Raw genomic sequence first — 16,601 nt, 5'->3', positions numbered from 1 at the left:
TCTCCTTTTTAGAAGTTTTCCGGGCCTCGGTAGTTCCGTGCCCGCCGGTCTTCTAAATTCCGGTAAATGATTAGACCGCTCTTGGTTCCTTCTTCAAGAAAGAAGCGAGAAGAAAAAGTCCCGAAAGTAATAAATATGCCCATACAAATGGACCCAAGTTTAGCTGAAAAGAGTTCAAAATTGCGTTTCCAGCCAAGGAATAAGAATGTATAAATCCCGTTCCGGCAAGAAATGCACCGACTAAACTTGCAATAATCGCCTTCTTAAAGTCTCGATCGATCACAAATGTTGCGATCGCCGCCCAAACCATGGAAGAAAGTAAAAATCCTTGGGACAAACTCAAAAGTCCGCCGAGAGAATACGGAAAAATAGGCTGGTCTAGAGGAACTGTAGAAAGCCAGATATTTTGGGTTTTGGAAGCAGCTTCTGTTCCTTCTATCGCTTTTGCAAGAATGGGAGCCGCATAATTAAATGCACTTTGGATCATCAATACTCCCCAACCTGCTAGAGCAGGAAGAAGTCCAAGCACAACCGCAGGTGCGTGTCTAGTAGGAGTCGCTTCGAATGCTTGTGCACCGATCACGATACCGATCCAAAGTACGATTGCCATTCCAGCCTCTACAGGGATGAGAGCACATACAAAACTGACTAAACCGAAGAACGCAATTAAAGTCATGAAGATCCCGTTCAAGCTGGAATAACCGGATCTAGCACCGAGTGCCTTCCAACCTGGATGGCCAATATAAATTGTAGTCGGGAAAGGAGATCCGAATAAAGAACCCACAATCGTTCCTACACCATTCATCATGAGAGAATTTCTGGTGTTAAATTTATCTCCTGCTGCTTCTGCTGATTCTATGTTTTGTAAGGAACCGATTACGTTAAAAATTCCCATGGGTAGGATCACGGAAAGATATTCTCTGATCCCGATCTGACTCCAGGCTTCGAATAGATCTCCGCCGCTCCATACTGGGAAATTAAATCCAAAATCGATAGAGGAATGTAACGCAGCTCCATCCATCATTTGTTTTCCGGTGAGGTGGGGAAGGTACCATGCAAGTAAAGTCCCAACGATTACCGAGATCAGTCCTCCTGGGATCTTAAATGGAAATACAACTCTACCGAAATATTGCAGAAGTATAATTCCGAATGGAACGAATGCAACGAGCGGGTTTAAAAATGTGCGGACCAAAAAGTCCATGGAGATAAATGTAAGTGCGATCCCTGCAAGAGCGGAAAGAAGTGCGGCTCTTGGGGTTGCCTTGCGGATCTTCTCCGCAATAAATGCACCAAAAAATTCGATGAGTCCGGATACAAAACTTGCGAGAAGTCCGATAGACCAAGCTGCCTTATAACTATTCGTTTTTTGGTAAACTGGGAACATTACAAAAAAGACGAATGCGAACAAAGAAACAGTATTGATTCCGTAAGGTAAGGCAGTAACATCATTTCTGTTTTCTGCAAGCGCGAGTTGTCTTGCTTGCCAAGCGTAGAAAAGATTTCCTACAAGTAGAGAGATTGCAGCTCCTGGGATCACTACTCTGAATACAAAATCCTGAGGCATCCCACAAAAACCGATACACAAAGCTACCAGAACCAAAATTTGGATCAGGTTATCGATCATCAGGCCGAAGAATCCATCCAGGTCCCCGGCAACAAACCATTTGTATTTGCTCATTTCTTTGTTTTACTCCCGAAGTCTACTTGGATTACATTATCTTTTCGTTTTGAAGATCCAGATCCTAGATCGGAATCTTCTTCCTTGGTTTCAGCCGTAGATGGTTCCTCTTTTTTAGGAGGGCCATCCGGTTTGCCCAAATAAATTCTCATTTGTGTGACTGTTTGTTGGGACTTGTCGAAATATCTAAAAATTCCGTCCCAGGGTAGGAAGACTTCTTCCCAGGTATAGCCGAACTGTAGTTCTGCATAGACCCATTCTTCTTCAATTTTGATATCTCTTGCGGCGCGAGGTCCTATGACTAGGATAATACCTGATTCCGGTTCTTCTCCCACGAGTCCTCTTTTTCCGATCTTTAGATCAGGATGAGGCATTACATGTACATAGAAGGTGCCGAACCTTTCCCAGTACACTGAAAAGAGTTGTTTTTTGAATTCTCGAAGTGCCTGTATGTCTTCTAAATTCGGACTATCCATCATTTTTCAACTTACGCGAGGTTTCCTCGCTGATATATTCTTTATGTATTTTATACTCAGGCACTAAAGCTTTAAAAGAAGAGAAAATCTCATCTTCTCGATCCGATTTTGCCGCTTCTAATAATGCATTAAATCTGGCCTGGAAGCTGCTAGGATCTCCTTCCTCTAAGGGGGCTGCAATCCTGATTTTAGGGTGATGTGTTTTTTTGATCCCTTCTAGATCTAACAGTAGTTCTTCGAACAGTTTTTCTCCCGGTCTTAAACCTGTGAACACGATTGGAATGTCGGTATAAGGTCGAAAACCTGAAAGTCGGATCATATCTTCTGCAAGATTTAGAATGCGGATCGGCTCTCCCATTTCTAAAAGAAAAATTTCTTCCTTCTCCCCCATGGCTGCTGCTTGCAAAACCAATTGTGTCGCTTCCGGGATTGTCATAAAATAACGGATAATATCCGGATGGGTCACAGTCACAGGACCACCATTGCTGATCTGCTCTCTAAATCTAGGAATTACCGAACCGCTGGATCCTAACACGTTACCGAATCTTACTGTGATAAATTTGGTTTTGGTTCCTTGGGAGATTGCTTGCAGATATAATTCTGCAACTCTTTTGGAAGCACCCATTATGTTTACTGGATTGACTGCTTTGTCCGTGGAAATTAAAACAAAACGTTCGGTCCCATAAATTCGAGAGATATCTGCTAAGTTCTTGGTTCCGAGTACATTATTTAATACTGCTTCGGATGGATTAATCTCCATCATAGGCACATGTTTGTAAGCGGCAGAATGAAATACAACTTGAGGACGATCCGTTTCGAAAACGGAACCTATCCTCAATGGATTTTTAATATCTGCGATTACAGCTCTGAATTGAATTCCGCTGTCTTTAAAAACTTTTCTGAGTTCGTAATCGATCTCATAGAGAGGAGTTTCTGCGGAATCGAGCAGGATCATTTTTGCAGGATGGAATACCGCAACCTGTCTGCATAATTCGCTTCCGATGGAACCGCCGGCGCCTGTGATGAGCACTGTTTTACCTGCAATATAAGAACGGATGGATTCTATTTCCAGATCTACGACTGGACGACCAAGTACGTCTTCTACCCGGATCTCTCGTAATTGTTGTACTTTGGGCGGATCAAAAAATAGAGAACCTAAGGAGGGTAGGATCTTAAAATCCACATTCTCGGATTCGAAACTTTTGATGAGTTTCCCGATCTGCTTTCCATCTGGATTGCTGAATGCGATCAGCACCTTCTTAATTTCCAGAGAACGGATTAGAGATTCTGCCTGGTCAATTTTTCCAAGTACGGGCACACCTTGGATATGGGCTCCTAGTTTGGATTCGTCATCGTCCAAAAGGCCTAAGGGAAGAAGGTTCAGATCATTATGCCTTCTTAATTCGGTGAGAAGTGTGGCTCCTGTTTTTCCGGCGCCTAGGATGAGTGTTGGAATTCCTTCTCCCTCTTTTTTACGTAGAATGTACTGATCTCTCACGAGTCTCCAGGAAAGGCTGCGTATACACAAAAATCCTAGGAGAAGAAGTGTGTCTATGATCGGAATCATTCTGGAAAGATGTTCGAATCCGTTGTAGAATAAGAGCGCGGTATTCGAGATCAGCGAGGAAAGTATGGTGGTCTTGATAATTTCCACCAGGTCGTGGATGGAAGCGTAAGCCCAGATCGATCTGTAAATATTCGAAAATAGAAATACTAGAGAACGACAAACTACTACAATGAGTAGAGGAATAAAAAAGTCGTTAGGCTCCTGCAGAAATGCAGTGGATTCAAAACGGATCAGGTGGGCTAGAAAATAAGACAGGATCATGAAGCTCAAATCCAAAGGGAAAAGAAGGCTTCGACGATTCCATTGTCCCATTAAGTAAAAAAAATGTCGCAGGTGAGGAAAAGTCCAATCTTTTTGAGTTTTTTGAGTTGCTTAAAAACCCGATCTGATTCGAAACTTTAAAGGGCTTTTATTCTAGTGAAAGAATTGATCGTCAATTTACAAGGCAAACTGGATTCCTTACTCGGAAACACTTTCCGAGAAAAAACGGATCCTTTACTTCGAAGTGAGCCTCATAAAATTTTATTGGATGCCAGAGACCTACAAGTTTGGGACGAGAACGGTTTACTCTCTCTCAAAAATTCTTCTCTTTCTCATCTGAGTTCCCAATATGCGGCCTGCGGATTATCCGAAAGTCTGATGGGAGATTGGAATCGTCTAGGTCTCCGAGAAAAAATCCCGTACTTCAAAACCAGAGAAGAGGCAAAATATTATTTAGTCTCTGGTCAAAATTCGGCTCCGGATTTTGAACCTAACGAGAGTACTGCGGCCTGTCCTGCTTGTCTACAGATCCTAAGAGTGCAAGGAAAAGGAAACTATCGTTGTCCTTCCTGTTCCCATACCTTCTACCTGACCGCAGACTATCGAACGGCTAGTTACGAAAAATTATTCTAATCCATTCGGAAATAAATTTCCAACTTTTATACGCTTGCCAGAAAAAAATCGGACTGGCGCTGTTACTATTATATGGGTACACAGACTTCTAATAAGCAAGGTTTTGGACAAAAATTCCTAGATCTTACTCTAGTTCTTCCGAGACTATTTTATTCCGGAATTCGGGCAAAACTCGCCTGGTTTACAGGAAGTCTGATCGTTCTTACAATTCTAATTCTTTCCTTCATATATGTGAGACAACAGACCGAAATTCTCACGGAAAGTTATGATAGGGAAGCTGCCATTTCCAGAAAATATATTTCTTCCCTCGTTCTGGAGTTGGATAATATTTCCCAAAGTTTGATCCGGATCGAAGAATTTCGGGACCGGGTCAGCAAACAGACGGAAGCATTAAAAAAATATAAAACGACTAAAACTGTAGTTCAGGAAAAGAAGGTCTCCTTTTTCGGAATAAAAACCAGTTTGTTTGGAGCCTTGGGAAAGGATAAGGTTCGCAAAACTTTGGATACCTACTATTCAGCTTATCTTTCCAAAGACGATATCCAGGTTCTAGAAAAAAATATTCGTGTTCAGTTACAACATGGCGGAGAAGAAGTAGTCAGTGATAAAGAATTTGCCCGCTTACAAGGGATGGCTAAAAAATTTGTATTTGCGGATAGAGAAGCAGGACTGATTCGAAAACGTCTAGGTGAGTTAAAAGAAAATCAGGAAAAACCGGATCATACTGAGATTTCCGCCGCAGAAGAAGAACTTCGTAAAAAATCACTTTTGGCTCGAAAGCTCAGATCTGAACTAGATGAGAATATAGTTACTATTCTTGCCGATTCCAAAAAAAGAAAGATCAAAGAATTAGGTTTGGATACCGGCAGATTTAGGATCCAAACATTTCCAGTTTCGGGGATCATTCCAGGAGAAGCTTCCGAACCCACTTTAGATACTAAAATTTTCGATTCGGAATCTTCTCTTAACCAAGCTCCTATGGAAGAAAATTTGGAAGAAGGTTTAAAATCCGCACTCAGTTCTCTTTTGGAAGGCGCAGGAGTTTTAGGAGAGATACCACCTACTTCTTTCCAGCAGAACGGTTTGGAATTACAGGCTTTATATTCTCCTCATTTTAGAAATCCTGCATCTACCGAAAGGGCCAAGTTATTAGAATCTAGAAGAACTACTTTAGGACCTTGGAATAATTATTTAAGAGAAGAACAGGAAATTTTAACAGAACTTTCTAAAATTCCGCCTATCTTAGAAACCAGACTTAAAGAGCTAAAAGAGAAAAAACCTCCTATCCCTCCGTTTAAAGATAAAGAATTTAAGAAACAGTATGCACAATACGCCTCGCTGGTTCGCAAAAGAAATTTATTGTACGCAACTTATCTGCGGAACAACCCTCCTAAAGAAGAGGAAGAATTAGAAATAGAATCTTTCGGCTCCGTTAGAGATTCCGCTTTAGAGGATCAGATCTTACTTAGATTTAGACCGGATGGTTCCGATTACGGAAGATCGACTCAATCGGAAGAAGGAAAAGAAATTTTTCAAAAACGTTGGAATTCCGTGAGAGAATGGATCTACTCGGGAGAAAGTGAAACTCCTACTGCAAAATTAAAAGCACTCTTTCCGGATGGGATCATCGGAAACAGTAGAACCGAGGCAGAACAAATCCTTTGGAAATTGGACCTTACACCTTTAATTTCAGAAGTTTCGGAAGATCTTCCTACAGTTGTTTTAGCTTCCAACTTTTCAGGAGTGATCCGAACCGTAGTGGATAGAACAGAAGGTTTGGAATCCATTCGCCGTAATAGAGACAGAGCCGTTCTTTCGGCATTAGGAATCTGTGGATTTTCTATTTTCTTAGCTGTGTTTATCTCGGGTTTTGTGGTTACAAAGATCAAACGTTTGATTAGAAATGCGGAACAAGTGGGAAAAGGAAATCTGAACGTAGAATTTGAGCAGGGCGGGAGTGACGAATTCGGAAATCTTTCCGTAGCTCTCAACCAGATGGTGACCGGTCTACGAGAAAGAGAAAAGATCAAGGGTATCCTCGGAAGTATGATCGATCCTGTGGTGATCGGAGAAGCAATGAAAGATCTTGCGGCTCTCAAAAGAGGTACCGAAAAAAGGGTGACTGCATTCTTCTCGGATGTAGCAGGATTTTCTAATATTAGCGAAAAATTAAGTTCAGTGGAGTTATCCGAACTCTTGAACGAATATCTTTCCGCAATGACATTGATCCTAAAAGATCACGATGGGGTTTTGGATAAGTACATCGGGGATGCGATCGTAGGGATCTTTAACGCGCCGGTAGATGTGGAAGGTCATTGTTTAAAAGCAACTCGTGCCTCTATTAAAATGTTGGATAAACTAGAAGAGTTAAGATCCGGATGGAAGAAGGCCCAAAAATATATCCCTGACGCAAGAGATATGCAGATCCGGATCGGTTTGAATACCGGACTTGCCAAAGTTGGATTCATGGGAACGGATGCTCTTGCATCTTATACTATGATGGGAGATACAGTAAACCTTGCGGCTCGTTTGGAAGCCGCAGGTAAAGATTACGGTGTTTCCATCTTGGTTTCGGATTCAGTTCATTCCGAAATTAAGGATTCTATTTTTACTAGGAAACTAGACCTAGTCCGAGTAAAAGGAAAAAACGAACCGGTTATCTTATACGAAGCAATCTCCGAATTAAAGGGTGTCGCCTCTGCCAAAAAAGAAGTCATAGGTTTATATGAAGAAGGTTTAAACTTGTATTTGGATCGCAAATGGGATGCTGCCGTTAAGAAGTTTAAAGAATCCGAAAAGGCAAAAGGTAAGGACGATAAGGCAGTCCAATTGCTTGTGGAAAGATGTAGTGAGTATAAAAAAACTCCTCCTCCAACTTCTTGGGACGGAGTGTATACTCGAGATCATAAGTAATCTTAGCCTATTGTAAAACCGGTCAATCTTTCAAAACGGTTTCGGAGAGAATATTCTAATAGTTTTTCTTCCGAAACCAAAAATGCGGATCGTTTTGCTCTGGTGATCGCAGTATATAAAATTTCTTTTTTGAATAATTCTAGAGAAACTTCTTCCGAATTTATATCAGCCGGATCCGGGGGATAAATGATAAAAATAGAATCATATTCGGAACCTTGGGACTTATGCACTGTAATTGCAAATGCAGGTTCATGAGGAGGAAGAGTATCTAAAGCAAAGTCTCGGATCTCTCCTTCTATAAAAAATAATGCTCTAAGTTCGCTTCCTCCATTCGGAGTTTGCAGTTCTAAAACAAGTCCAGTGTCTCCGTTATAAACTCCTCTTACTCGATCGTTCTTTGTGATAAGTATTGGAAGTCCCGAAAAATAAGTTTTGGTCCCTATCTGAATCAAATTTCCTTTTTTATGATGAATGATCAGTTCCGTTAATTCTTTATTGATGAATTCGCTTCCGAAAATTCCGTTTCTGAGGATAGTCAATATCTTAAATCGATTTAAATCTTTGTTTAAATATTCTTTCAATTCCCCGGGAGAATTCGGATTAGGAAGTTTGGAAAATATAGGTAATATTTTTTCTTCTGCAGTTCTTTTTAAAAATTCTTTCCATTCTTTTTTATACTCCAATCTGATCTGATAAAAACCTTTTAGATCTTTGTTCCCAGAACCGGCGAAAATTGAATCTAATTGCAGAGATTTAGGGAGATTCTCTTGGAATTCTAATAAAGAAATATTATCTTTTACACAAAGTTCTGCCGCTTTAGAAATAGAAGAAAATTCTTCTTCTTGTCTATGGCTTGTTTTCAATTCTATTAGATTTTCAGAATTTATATTTTTTAAAGATTTTACCAGGTCGGATAAAACTGCTCCGGCTTCTACGCTAGGAAGCTGATTTGGGTCACCTAAAAGTATAAATCTAAAATTTTCGGAACCGATCGGTAGAGCTTCCATCAATCTGTACATCATATGCAAATCAACCATGGACACCTCGTCCAAGATGATAACTCGATAGGGGAGTGGAAAATTTTCGCCGTATTTATAATTTCTTTTTCTAGGATTATATTCTAAAAGTCTATGTAATGTAGAAGTTGGGATCTCCGAAATCGAATCATCTAATTTGTTTTTTGTACGCAAATTTAAGATTGTACTTTCTAAGGATTCTTTTAATCTTTGTGCAGCTCTTCCTGTAGGAGCCGCAAGCCCGATTTGTTTTAGATCATAACCTAAACGTAAAAGCCCACGGATCACATTTGCTACCACCGTGGTTTTTCCTGTACCTGGTCCACCTGTAAGAACAAAAAACGGATATTGAAGAGCCTTTTTCAGAGCTTCTTTTTGTTCTCCTTCTCCGCAAAGTATATATTCTTTATCTCCTCTTTTAATGGAAAGGGGGTTAGAGGAGATAAGTTCGTTTAAAACTTCTTCGACCTTTTTCGGTTTTGTTGTGGTGCCGGTCTTAAGTAAGTTTTCGAAACCTTTTTCTACCGCAGTTAATTGGCCGAATATTTTAGAAAAATATAATAGATTGTCCCTCTTTTTAAAGAGTATATCCGAGACCGGATCTTTTACCGAGAATGGGATTGCGAGATTTCCAGCTTTAGACGCTTGGATTAGGGAAAGATTCCAGGAGAATAAAACATCGTATGGGGTATCCTTTGCGAAACTCAAAAATTCCTTGGTCAGAAACCCTGCATATTCCCGATCTAATATTGTTTCGAGGGATTCTTCTTTCATTCTTTTTCCGCCGAAATTTTATTTTTCAGATCTAAGGTTTCCTTTATTTTCTCTTTCGAAATTTTTACGAACTCAGTATCTATATTCTGATAAAAAATTCCACGTCCAGGTCGGCTCGGATCTGTTCCTCTAAGAAATACAAAGTACATACCGCCTAAAAGTTTAGGATCGTAATCTTTTCCATATTTGAATTTCAGCCAATCGTCTAAAACGACCGAATAAATGGCCATTTGTAAGGAATAAGATTCCTGGATTTTTTCTTTTAGATTGGTTTCCGAATATGGATCTTCTCCAAAATTTGAAGATAGAAGGTTGGACTTCCAATCTAAGATCCAATATTTTCCCTCCGAGAGAAATATTAGATCTAAGGTCCCTTTTAGTAAGTCTGAATTTCCAGTTTGTTCCGGAATTTTTAGAAAAAAATCTACCTCATGTTTTCTTTCGGAATTAGAAATTTCAGAAAGTGAGAGATTTTTTTCTAAATGTGGTAGAGAAGTTTTGAGCGTATTCCAAAATAATTCTGAAACTCGCTTTGCAAACGACTCTAATTGTTCCGAACTATTTCCATAACCGTAAGACTTTAGAATATTCTTATATGATCTTAAAATATTTTCCGGAATTTGCTTAATGGATTTTGCGTTCCTATAAATAGTAAAATCTTCCGTTTCCAAAAGTTGGTGCAGTAAATTTCCCATTTTATTGGAAGAGGGGAGTTCTTCTTCCTGAGATTCCTCGGGTGTTTCATCCGTTTTGAAAGGTTTTGTCTCGGAAACATGGAATCCGAATCCTTCGGAAGTAAAAAATGAGTCCAAAGAAGAATAACTTTCTAGGATGATTTTTCTTTTTTCGGCGTTTTCCGGCCAAATTTCCACAGAGCGTAAAATTTCAGGACCTTCTTTTTTCTCCGGATCGATAGTTAATCCTGAGATTGTTTTATGATCTCGGATCCATTCTTGCTCATATTTTCCCTCTTCATTTTCCCAAAATCTGGCCACAGAAGATTCTTTCGGAAATTCGGATACGGCTGCATGGAAAGATTTCCTGAATAATTCCAAAGGACGTTTTGGATCGGGTTCTGCAAGTAATGGGAAATAAAACTTATACATTGCCCGAGTTACTGCCACATAGTATAATCTTTTGTCCTCGTTGATCGTATTAAAAATGGTGTCTTCTTCTTTATTATTTTCTAAATCTATAATGCGTTTTTCACCTTCTCTATATTCTGAAAATTTTTTTCTTTGCGTGCCCCAACCGGAAAATCCGCCGAACAAAAATACGATCGGGAATTCCAAACCTTTGCAAGAGTGGATTGTAAAAATTTTGACTTTGTCTTCTTCAGAATCCTTTTCTAAATAATCCTTTTCATCCCCTTTGGATACCATTTTAGATTCCAAATAAGCGATAAGTTCTCCTAAGGTCTGATCCGATTTGGATGCTTTTTCAGTTAAGAAGAAGAATATCTGTTTGAAGTTCGTGATCTTTCTTTCCCAATCCTGTCTGGATTCTTCGGGAAGGGGAGAAGCCAATCTGCTTTCCGTAAGAATAGATCCAAATAGACCTGGAAAATCTTTTTTGCGGGAAAATTTTCTCCAGGTTTCCAAAAGTCTTTTTTCTTGGGATTCTATGGGGTATTCTTCGTAATTTTGCAGATCTTCTGGACGAACGCAGAATAGATCGGATATCAATAATTTATAAAATGAGTCTCTACTACCTTCTTCATTTATACATTGAAGTATTTCTCTGGTCCGGATCGCTTCCGAAGATCCGAATAAGCCAGTTTGTTTGGCAAACGTGAATGGGATTCCTCTCGCCTTGAACTGTCTTTTTAAGGCTTCAGAATCGTTTTCTCCTCTAACCAAAATTGAAATGTCGGACCAACTCAGCCTTTCAGGAGCAGGTATTCCTTCTTTTTTAATATAGATCTCTGAATTTTCGGAAACAAGATGAAGTATCTCTTCCGCTATAAATCTGGAATACTGGTCCTTCAATCGATCAGCGTTACTCTCCTTAGAAAGAGAAAATACATTTAAAGCGGCACGATTACTTTTATCAGAATATAAAATTGCCTTTCCCGCAGTTTCGGGAAATTTTACATTCACATATTCTATTGGCAAAAATCCTGCTTCTCTGATAGGAAACCATTCTCCTTTTTCAGTTCCGAAAAGTGAATTATAAGAAGTGATCAGTTCCGGTAAGGATCTGCGATTTGTGTCTAACTCAGGATAAACGATAGAAGAGTTTGCAAATTTTCCTCCGGAATCAAATTCTCTTTTAGCAGTCAAATAAGTGCCTAAATCCGCTCCCCTGAAACCGTAAATAGATTGTTTCGCATCTCCGATCAGGAAAAGTTTTCCTTCTGATTCGACACTGGGAGACCCCTCTAAGAATAATATTCTAAAAATATTATATTGGTCCGGGTCGGTATCTTGGAATTCGTCTATGATCCCGAAATGAAAACGTTTTTTCAATTCTACTACTAATTCTGGATTTTTTTCCAAGGAATTGGAAAGCCCAAGGATCATATCTCCGTACGTAATTGAATTTTCTTCTTCTTTAATTTTTACGGAGTCTTCTGCGATATCTTCTGCAAGAGAAACGAAGAAGGAAGAAAGAGAGGATTCTAATACGCTTAAACTTAAAGAAAGTTTTCTGATTTTTTCTCTTTCTAATGTATAAGAAAGATATCCTGATTCGGAAACTGCGGTTTTTAATTCTTCGTCGGAAAGAAGAATAGATTCTATTCCGGAACTTTCTCCTCTTTTTAAGTCCAAAATCTTTTTGAGAGAGAGTGTGAAAGGAAAAGGTATAAAAGGTTCGGAAGAATCGATAAGTTTTTTCAGAGAATCTCGGAATTCCACCTGACGACTCGAAAGAGCCTTGTATTTATTTGTATTGATCTTCTTCTTAAATGAATCTTGAAATTCTAAAAACTTAGGAAGAATGGATTGGATTTCCAAAAATACATTTCTGATCGAACCGATCTCGGGAAATTTTTGAGGCCGAGGCAGAAGTTGGATAGATTTCGGAGAAGAAACCTTCTTAACTGCGAGACCGGATACAAAATTTTCCCAAGTTGTTCCTTGGAATCCGTCATTATAAAAACGATTCGCCTGAGATAGTACAAAAGGCAAAAGTTCCCGAGGATATTTCCCGTTAAACTCGTTACGCATTCTTCTATATAATGCCTTAGAAATTGGGGAAAATTCTTCCACTAGTTCCGAACTATCAGAACTGCCTGATTCTAATGAATATTCTTTTAAGATCTTATGTGCAAATCCATGGATGGTAGATATATAAGCTTGGTCTAACTTAGAAGCCTGGTTCAAAAAATAATCCAGCTCCTTGGATTCTTCTTCACTTGGTGACTCTAGTTTTTCCAGCCTTAGGATCGTATTTTTTAATTCTGCGCGGATTCTTCCCTTAAGTTCAGATGCCGCCGGAATTGTATAAGTAAGTACTAATATAGACTCTATTCCAAATGGAATTTTGTCTGAACCAAGAGATGATCTAAAAGAATCCTTCAATATCTTCATGACCAAAAATACGATCGTATGAGTTTTTCCTGTTCCCGCGGAAGCACCTATAAAACCGTTTTTGGTAATATCGATCTGGTCAGCGAAAGAAGCGGTTCCCGGTTCCAACTTACTTTTCTGCATAAAAAACCTTCTCCAATGGATAATAAAGTTTCAAGCAGAGATAAAAATCATTCTCACTTATATAATTTTGAGGGTAGGGAAGAAGTCGGATAATTTCATCTAAATATATTTCTGGATCGTATTGAACGGATTCTTGGGCCCAGGTTATATATTCCGCGGCGAATATATCTAAACTTTTTTTATCACTCGGATCGATTCCTGTTCTATCCGGAAAATCTTCCCAAATTCCAGGGGAGACCAAAGAGACAGATTGATTTAAAAATTCTTGTACCAGATCAGTGAGGAATTTTTTACGATATTCTTTTCCACCTTCTCGATCCATATTTAAGATAGTAGGCTTGTCTCCGTAGCCGAATATCGTAATCACTGAGTTTGGAGTATTTTTGGATGGAATAAGATCTAGTAAAGCTTGGATTAAAAACGGTTCGATCAGATTTTTAAATTTTTTCTTAGAGTTTGGGTAAACCAAGACAAGGGTGAATGTATCATCAGCTTCTTTTTTTAAAAAAACATCCTCTTTTAAACCGGTTATATTGATTTTAGTTCCATTCGGAATTTCTAATGGAACGGGTTGTAAAGAAAGCAAATTCCCTTTTTTAGGAGATTCTCCAAAAGTGAATCCCGATAAAATTTCTACATCGGAAAGTGTCTCAGAGACCGACTCTGAAATTTTTGCAATTTTTTCCGACTTAGTTAAAAATTCAGAATCTCCGTAAATTCCCCTTGGAATATGGCCTCTTTTTTCCCAAAGAGAAAATAGACCTTCTAAAGAATTTAAGATTTCTTTCTCGGCCTTTTTCATGGAATAAGACCATAACTCTTTCATAAATTTAAAGTTATCCGAAATTCGGAAAGGTTCCTCTGTAGCACTCTCTGAGTCCGAAATTTCTTCCGTATATAATCCGAACTTTCTCTGTAAATGATAAGAAAGTGGGGACTTGGCAAACCGAACCAAATCATTCCAATCTATAGTTTCCGGGCGCAAGGATTCTTTTTTTGACGCAGGTCTTGCCTGAAAATTTCCGAGCACTACTTTGCGATAATATTCTTTATCTTCTTCTTTTCCATAAAGAAGAGAAGAGGAAAGATCAAAATTTTTACGGAACTTCTCCGCAAATTTTGCGGATGGGATTTCCTTTTGGACAAAGTATTCTTTGCTATGTTTATTTAATGGGATCTTAACCCGGACGGAAGTTTCAGGGGCTAAAACATTCTCCTTTAAGGCTTGTTCCAGCAAAAGTAAGGAAGAAGAAGGAGCAATACTTTCGTCTTTTGTAATATCTTCTGCCACGAAGGATAATACCAAACTTTGTTTTGCGGAGAGAACGGTTTCGTATAATAAGGATTGGTTTAGTCCTCTCACATTTATATCTCCTTCTCTAGGAGCTAAATGCCTGAGATTGAATGCGGAAGTATCGTCAGTTCCGGGAAATAAACCTTCTCCCAATCCTAAAATATATACATGTCGGAAAGGAATAGGACGCATCGGTTGCAGCGACGATACCGTTATCCCGCCGGTTAAATATTGCCCTTTTCGGACCTGAATCTCTCCCCCGGTTTGTTTAAAAAATGCCTCTAAAAATTTAAGTCTATCCTTGGAATTTTTCGGATCCCAATTTATGGATCTCAATTCATATAATGAATCTATGATATTTTGTTCCAATTCCACGTCGATCGGATTGGAAGAGGTGGAAGAAAATAACTCTCTTAGCAGATCCGATAAAGAATCTAAAATTTTTTCTCCAGAGGATTTTGGATTCGAAATCAGGGATGAAAATTCTTCCAATAAGAGTGAGACATGTCTCCAAATTCCAATCCAAGCAGATATGGAAGAGCCTGGTCCGGAATCGAAAGGGGAGATGGGAAGATCTTCTTTTTCTTCCGGGGATATTATATTCCCAGCAGCTAAACGAAGGAAACCTTTTCGGAAAGAAAATGCGAGAGGTTGTTCTTCTGCCAAAGAATCGTCTTGGTATAATTCTAAGTCCTCTGATAATTTCACCCATTCTTCTACGAATGAAGGTTCCAGTTCCCATTTAGATTGAAAGCATGGGTTTTTGAGTAACTTGAAAATATCCGATCTGGATCTTTCTTTGGAGAGTAATGGAAATAAGGAAAGTATTCCGCTGATATAGGTGCTTGTCTCCGAGGCGAGAACATCTCTTATACTATAAGGTAGAGTTCTTAAAGAGCTGCCGGACTTCTCCGCGAGTTTTGCTTGGATCCCGCCTTCAAATACGAATTCTAAGGCTGCTCTATATTCGGAAAGGTCGGAGCAAAATATCCCAAAATCGGTTAATTTGGTTTCTTTAGATTCGGATAAGAGAGAAAGAATATGATGGAAGACTACTTCTACTTCTCGAACTTTTCCAGGCGCTTCTAAAATTTGTAAACTTTCATCCGGAAGAAGTTTTACTGAAGCTTTGTATTCCGATCGTCCAAGATATTGTTTGAACTCGGACAAAACTGTTTTTTCTACTTTTTCTTTTTTGGAAGATACGATAAATTCTGCGCCGGAGATCTCCCAGGATTTTTTTAAAGAACGAAATGAGTTCGCCCAGTTTTTACAGATCTGATTTCTTTCCGTTCCTGATACGGATTCTCCGTCAGGCACTCCGAATTGAAAAACTTCTAGATGAATTTCAGGGAGAAGGTTTTGAAAAATAGAAATATACGTGCTCGAAAGTTGAGATAACGCAAATAGATATACATTCTTTGTAGAATGTTTTTTTGCTTTGGATTCAGAACCAAGATTTCGCATAGAATATTGGATCAAAGTTTCTTTGGATGGATCTGAATTTGTTAGATAAGAATAGAGTTCTTTCTGAAAGAAAAAAATTTCGGATTGGGTCGCGACTTCTTCCCAGATATCTTCTCCTGGTAATCTTAGAAGTGAATATTTTTCTCCCAACCAGTTTCGGATCCAGTCTTGTCTATGTAATTCGTAATCCTTAAAATATTTTGCCAAACGTCCTGAAAGATCCAAGAGACGCACAGGGTCCGGAGTTTTTCTCCCGGAAGGCAAAAGATAATTTTTAAGAATAGGATATTTTTGGAGAAATTCCTGATCTCCTAACAAGGTTTCGTAAATTTGAAATTTTCTGGATTCTCCCTGAAGGAATGGTCTGGATTTCGGATCGATCTCCGGGGAAAATTTTTCGAGAAGCAGTTCTTCTAAAAACTTTTCCAAGAACAAAAATCGGATATTGAATACCACTCCGAATCTTTGGACCAGATCCAGGTTCAACCAGGTCTCCATACTCTTGTTCGGAATGATCACCGTGGGAGAATACAGTCCGTCCTTCCTGGAGATCTCTTCTCTCAAGGATTTAGATAATGCTTCGGATAAATCCGCAAGATCGTCGGAACTATGGACTCGTATCTTCATCTTCGATCGGTTCTACCAGAAATTCTGAAATTACGGACCGGTAAAACAAAGTTTTGGTCCGAGAGGGGAGCTCTTAGAGGCTTATAAATCGCCAATCCAAAGGATTCTATCTAATGCGACATAATGCTGATTATCGGAAGTTAGAGTAGTGGGCCTATCAAGCGGAGAAGGTTTTGCGAACCTTCGCTCATAAGATTTGTCGAAGTGACTACAAAATCATCAGATCAAAGGGAATTTAC

8 protein-coding genes are annotated in these 16,601 nt (G+C 39.1%); 2 read left to right on the top strand and 6 right to left on the bottom strand.

Annotated features, from left to right (window positions below):
• Window positions 1-70: 70 nt before the first annotated feature.
• Genes CH365_RS13290 through CH365_RS13280 form a run of 3 tightly spaced genes read right to left on the bottom strand, consistent with a single transcriptional unit; the run spans window position 71 to window position 4,033 of the window.
• On the bottom strand, window positions 71-1,678 hold the full coding sequence (locus CH365_RS13290; RefSeq protein WP_100769065.1) for a permease: 1,608 nt from the start codon (window positions 1,676-1,678) through the stop codon (window positions 71-73).
• Window positions 1,675-2,154 carry a ClpXP protease specificity-enhancing factor SspB gene (locus CH365_RS13285; RefSeq protein WP_100769283.1) on the bottom strand — a complete coding sequence of 160 codons (480 nt, stop codon included), beginning with the start codon at window positions 2,152-2,154 and terminating at the stop codon, window positions 1,675-1,677. Before CH365_RS13285 ends, CH365_RS13290 begins: the two co-directional genes overlap by 4 nt.
• Complete coding sequence (locus CH365_RS13280) at window positions 2,147-4,033, bottom strand: polysaccharide biosynthesis protein (protein ID WP_100769064.1); 1,887 nt, start codon at window positions 4,031-4,033, stop codon at window positions 2,147-2,149. The genes CH365_RS13285 and CH365_RS13280 overlap by 8 nt, the downstream gene beginning before the upstream one ends.
• A 105-nt stretch (window positions 4,034-4,138) precedes the next feature.
• On the opposite strand from CH365_RS13280, the gene CH365_RS13275 reads away from it, so the two are divergent.
• Window positions 4,139-4,615, top strand: a complete 477-nt coding sequence (locus tag CH365_RS13275; RefSeq protein ID WP_100769063.1) for an STAS domain-containing protein — start codon at window positions 4,139-4,141, stop codon at window positions 4,613-4,615.
• A gap of 72 nt (window positions 4,616-4,687) precedes the next feature.
• Entirely contained in the window at window positions 4,688-7,528 is a 2,841-nt protein-coding gene (locus CH365_RS13270) for an adenylate/guanylate cyclase domain-containing protein (RefSeq protein WP_100769062.1), read from the top strand.
• Window positions 7,529-7,530: 2 nt separating this feature from the next.
• Here the strand turns inward: CH365_RS13270 and recD are convergent, their stop codons facing one another.
• The 3 genes from recD to CH365_RS13255 are packed head-to-tail and all read right to left on the bottom strand — an operon-like array spanning window position 7,531 to window position 16,362.
• Window positions 7,531-9,318, bottom strand: a complete 1,788-nt coding sequence (gene recD / locus CH365_RS13265; protein ID WP_100769061.1) for an exodeoxyribonuclease V subunit alpha — start codon at window positions 9,316-9,318, stop codon at window positions 7,531-7,533.
• Window positions 9,315-12,974 carry a UvrD-helicase domain-containing protein gene (locus CH365_RS13260; protein WP_100769060.1) on the bottom strand — a complete coding sequence of 1,220 codons (3,660 nt, stop codon included), beginning with the start codon at window positions 12,972-12,974 and terminating at the stop codon, window positions 9,315-9,317. Before CH365_RS13260 ends, recD begins: the two co-directional genes overlap by 4 nt.
• A complete protein-coding gene (locus CH365_RS13255; RefSeq protein WP_100769059.1) occupies window positions 12,961-16,362 on the bottom strand; it encodes an exodeoxyribonuclease V subunit gamma in 3,402 nt (1,133 codons plus the stop codon). Before CH365_RS13255 ends, CH365_RS13260 begins: the two co-directional genes overlap by 14 nt.
• Between the last annotated feature and the right edge of the window lie 239 nt (window positions 16,363-16,601).

This window comes from Leptospira neocaledonica (assembly GCF_002812205.1).
Taxonomy (GTDB): domain Bacteria; phylum Spirochaetota; class Leptospiria; order Leptospirales; family Leptospiraceae; genus Leptospira_B; species Leptospira_B neocaledonica.
The sequence above is the reverse complement of the archived record's forward strand: the minus strand, read 5'-3'. Positions and strand labels throughout refer to the sequence as shown.

Excerpts from the sequence above, each read along its gene's own strand:
- CH365_RS13290 (WP_100769065.1), bottom strand. The coding sequence starts at position 1,678 with ATGAGCAAATACAAATGGTTTGTTGCCGGGGACCTGGATGGATTCTTC.
- CH365_RS13285 (WP_100769283.1), bottom strand. The coding sequence starts at position 2,154 with ATGGATAGTCCGAATTTAGAAGACATACAGGCACTTCGAGAATTCAAA.
- CH365_RS13280 (WP_100769064.1), bottom strand. The coding sequence starts at position 4,033 with ATGGGACAATGGAATCGTCGAAGCCTTCTTTTCCCTTTGGATTTGAGC.
- CH365_RS13270 (WP_100769062.1), top strand. The coding sequence starts at position 4,688 with ATGGGTACACAGACTTCTAATAAGCAAGGTTTTGGACAAAAATTCCTA.
- recD (WP_100769061.1), bottom strand. The coding sequence starts at position 9,318 with ATGAAAGAAGAATCCCTCGAAACAATATTAGATCGGGAATATGCAGGG.
- CH365_RS13260 (WP_100769060.1), bottom strand. The coding sequence starts at position 12,974 with ATGCAGAAAAGTAAGTTGGAACCGGGAACCGCTTCTTTCGCTGACCAG.
- CH365_RS13255 (WP_100769059.1), bottom strand. The coding sequence starts at position 16,362 with ATGAAGATACGAGTCCATAGTTCCGACGATCTTGCGGATTTATCCGAA.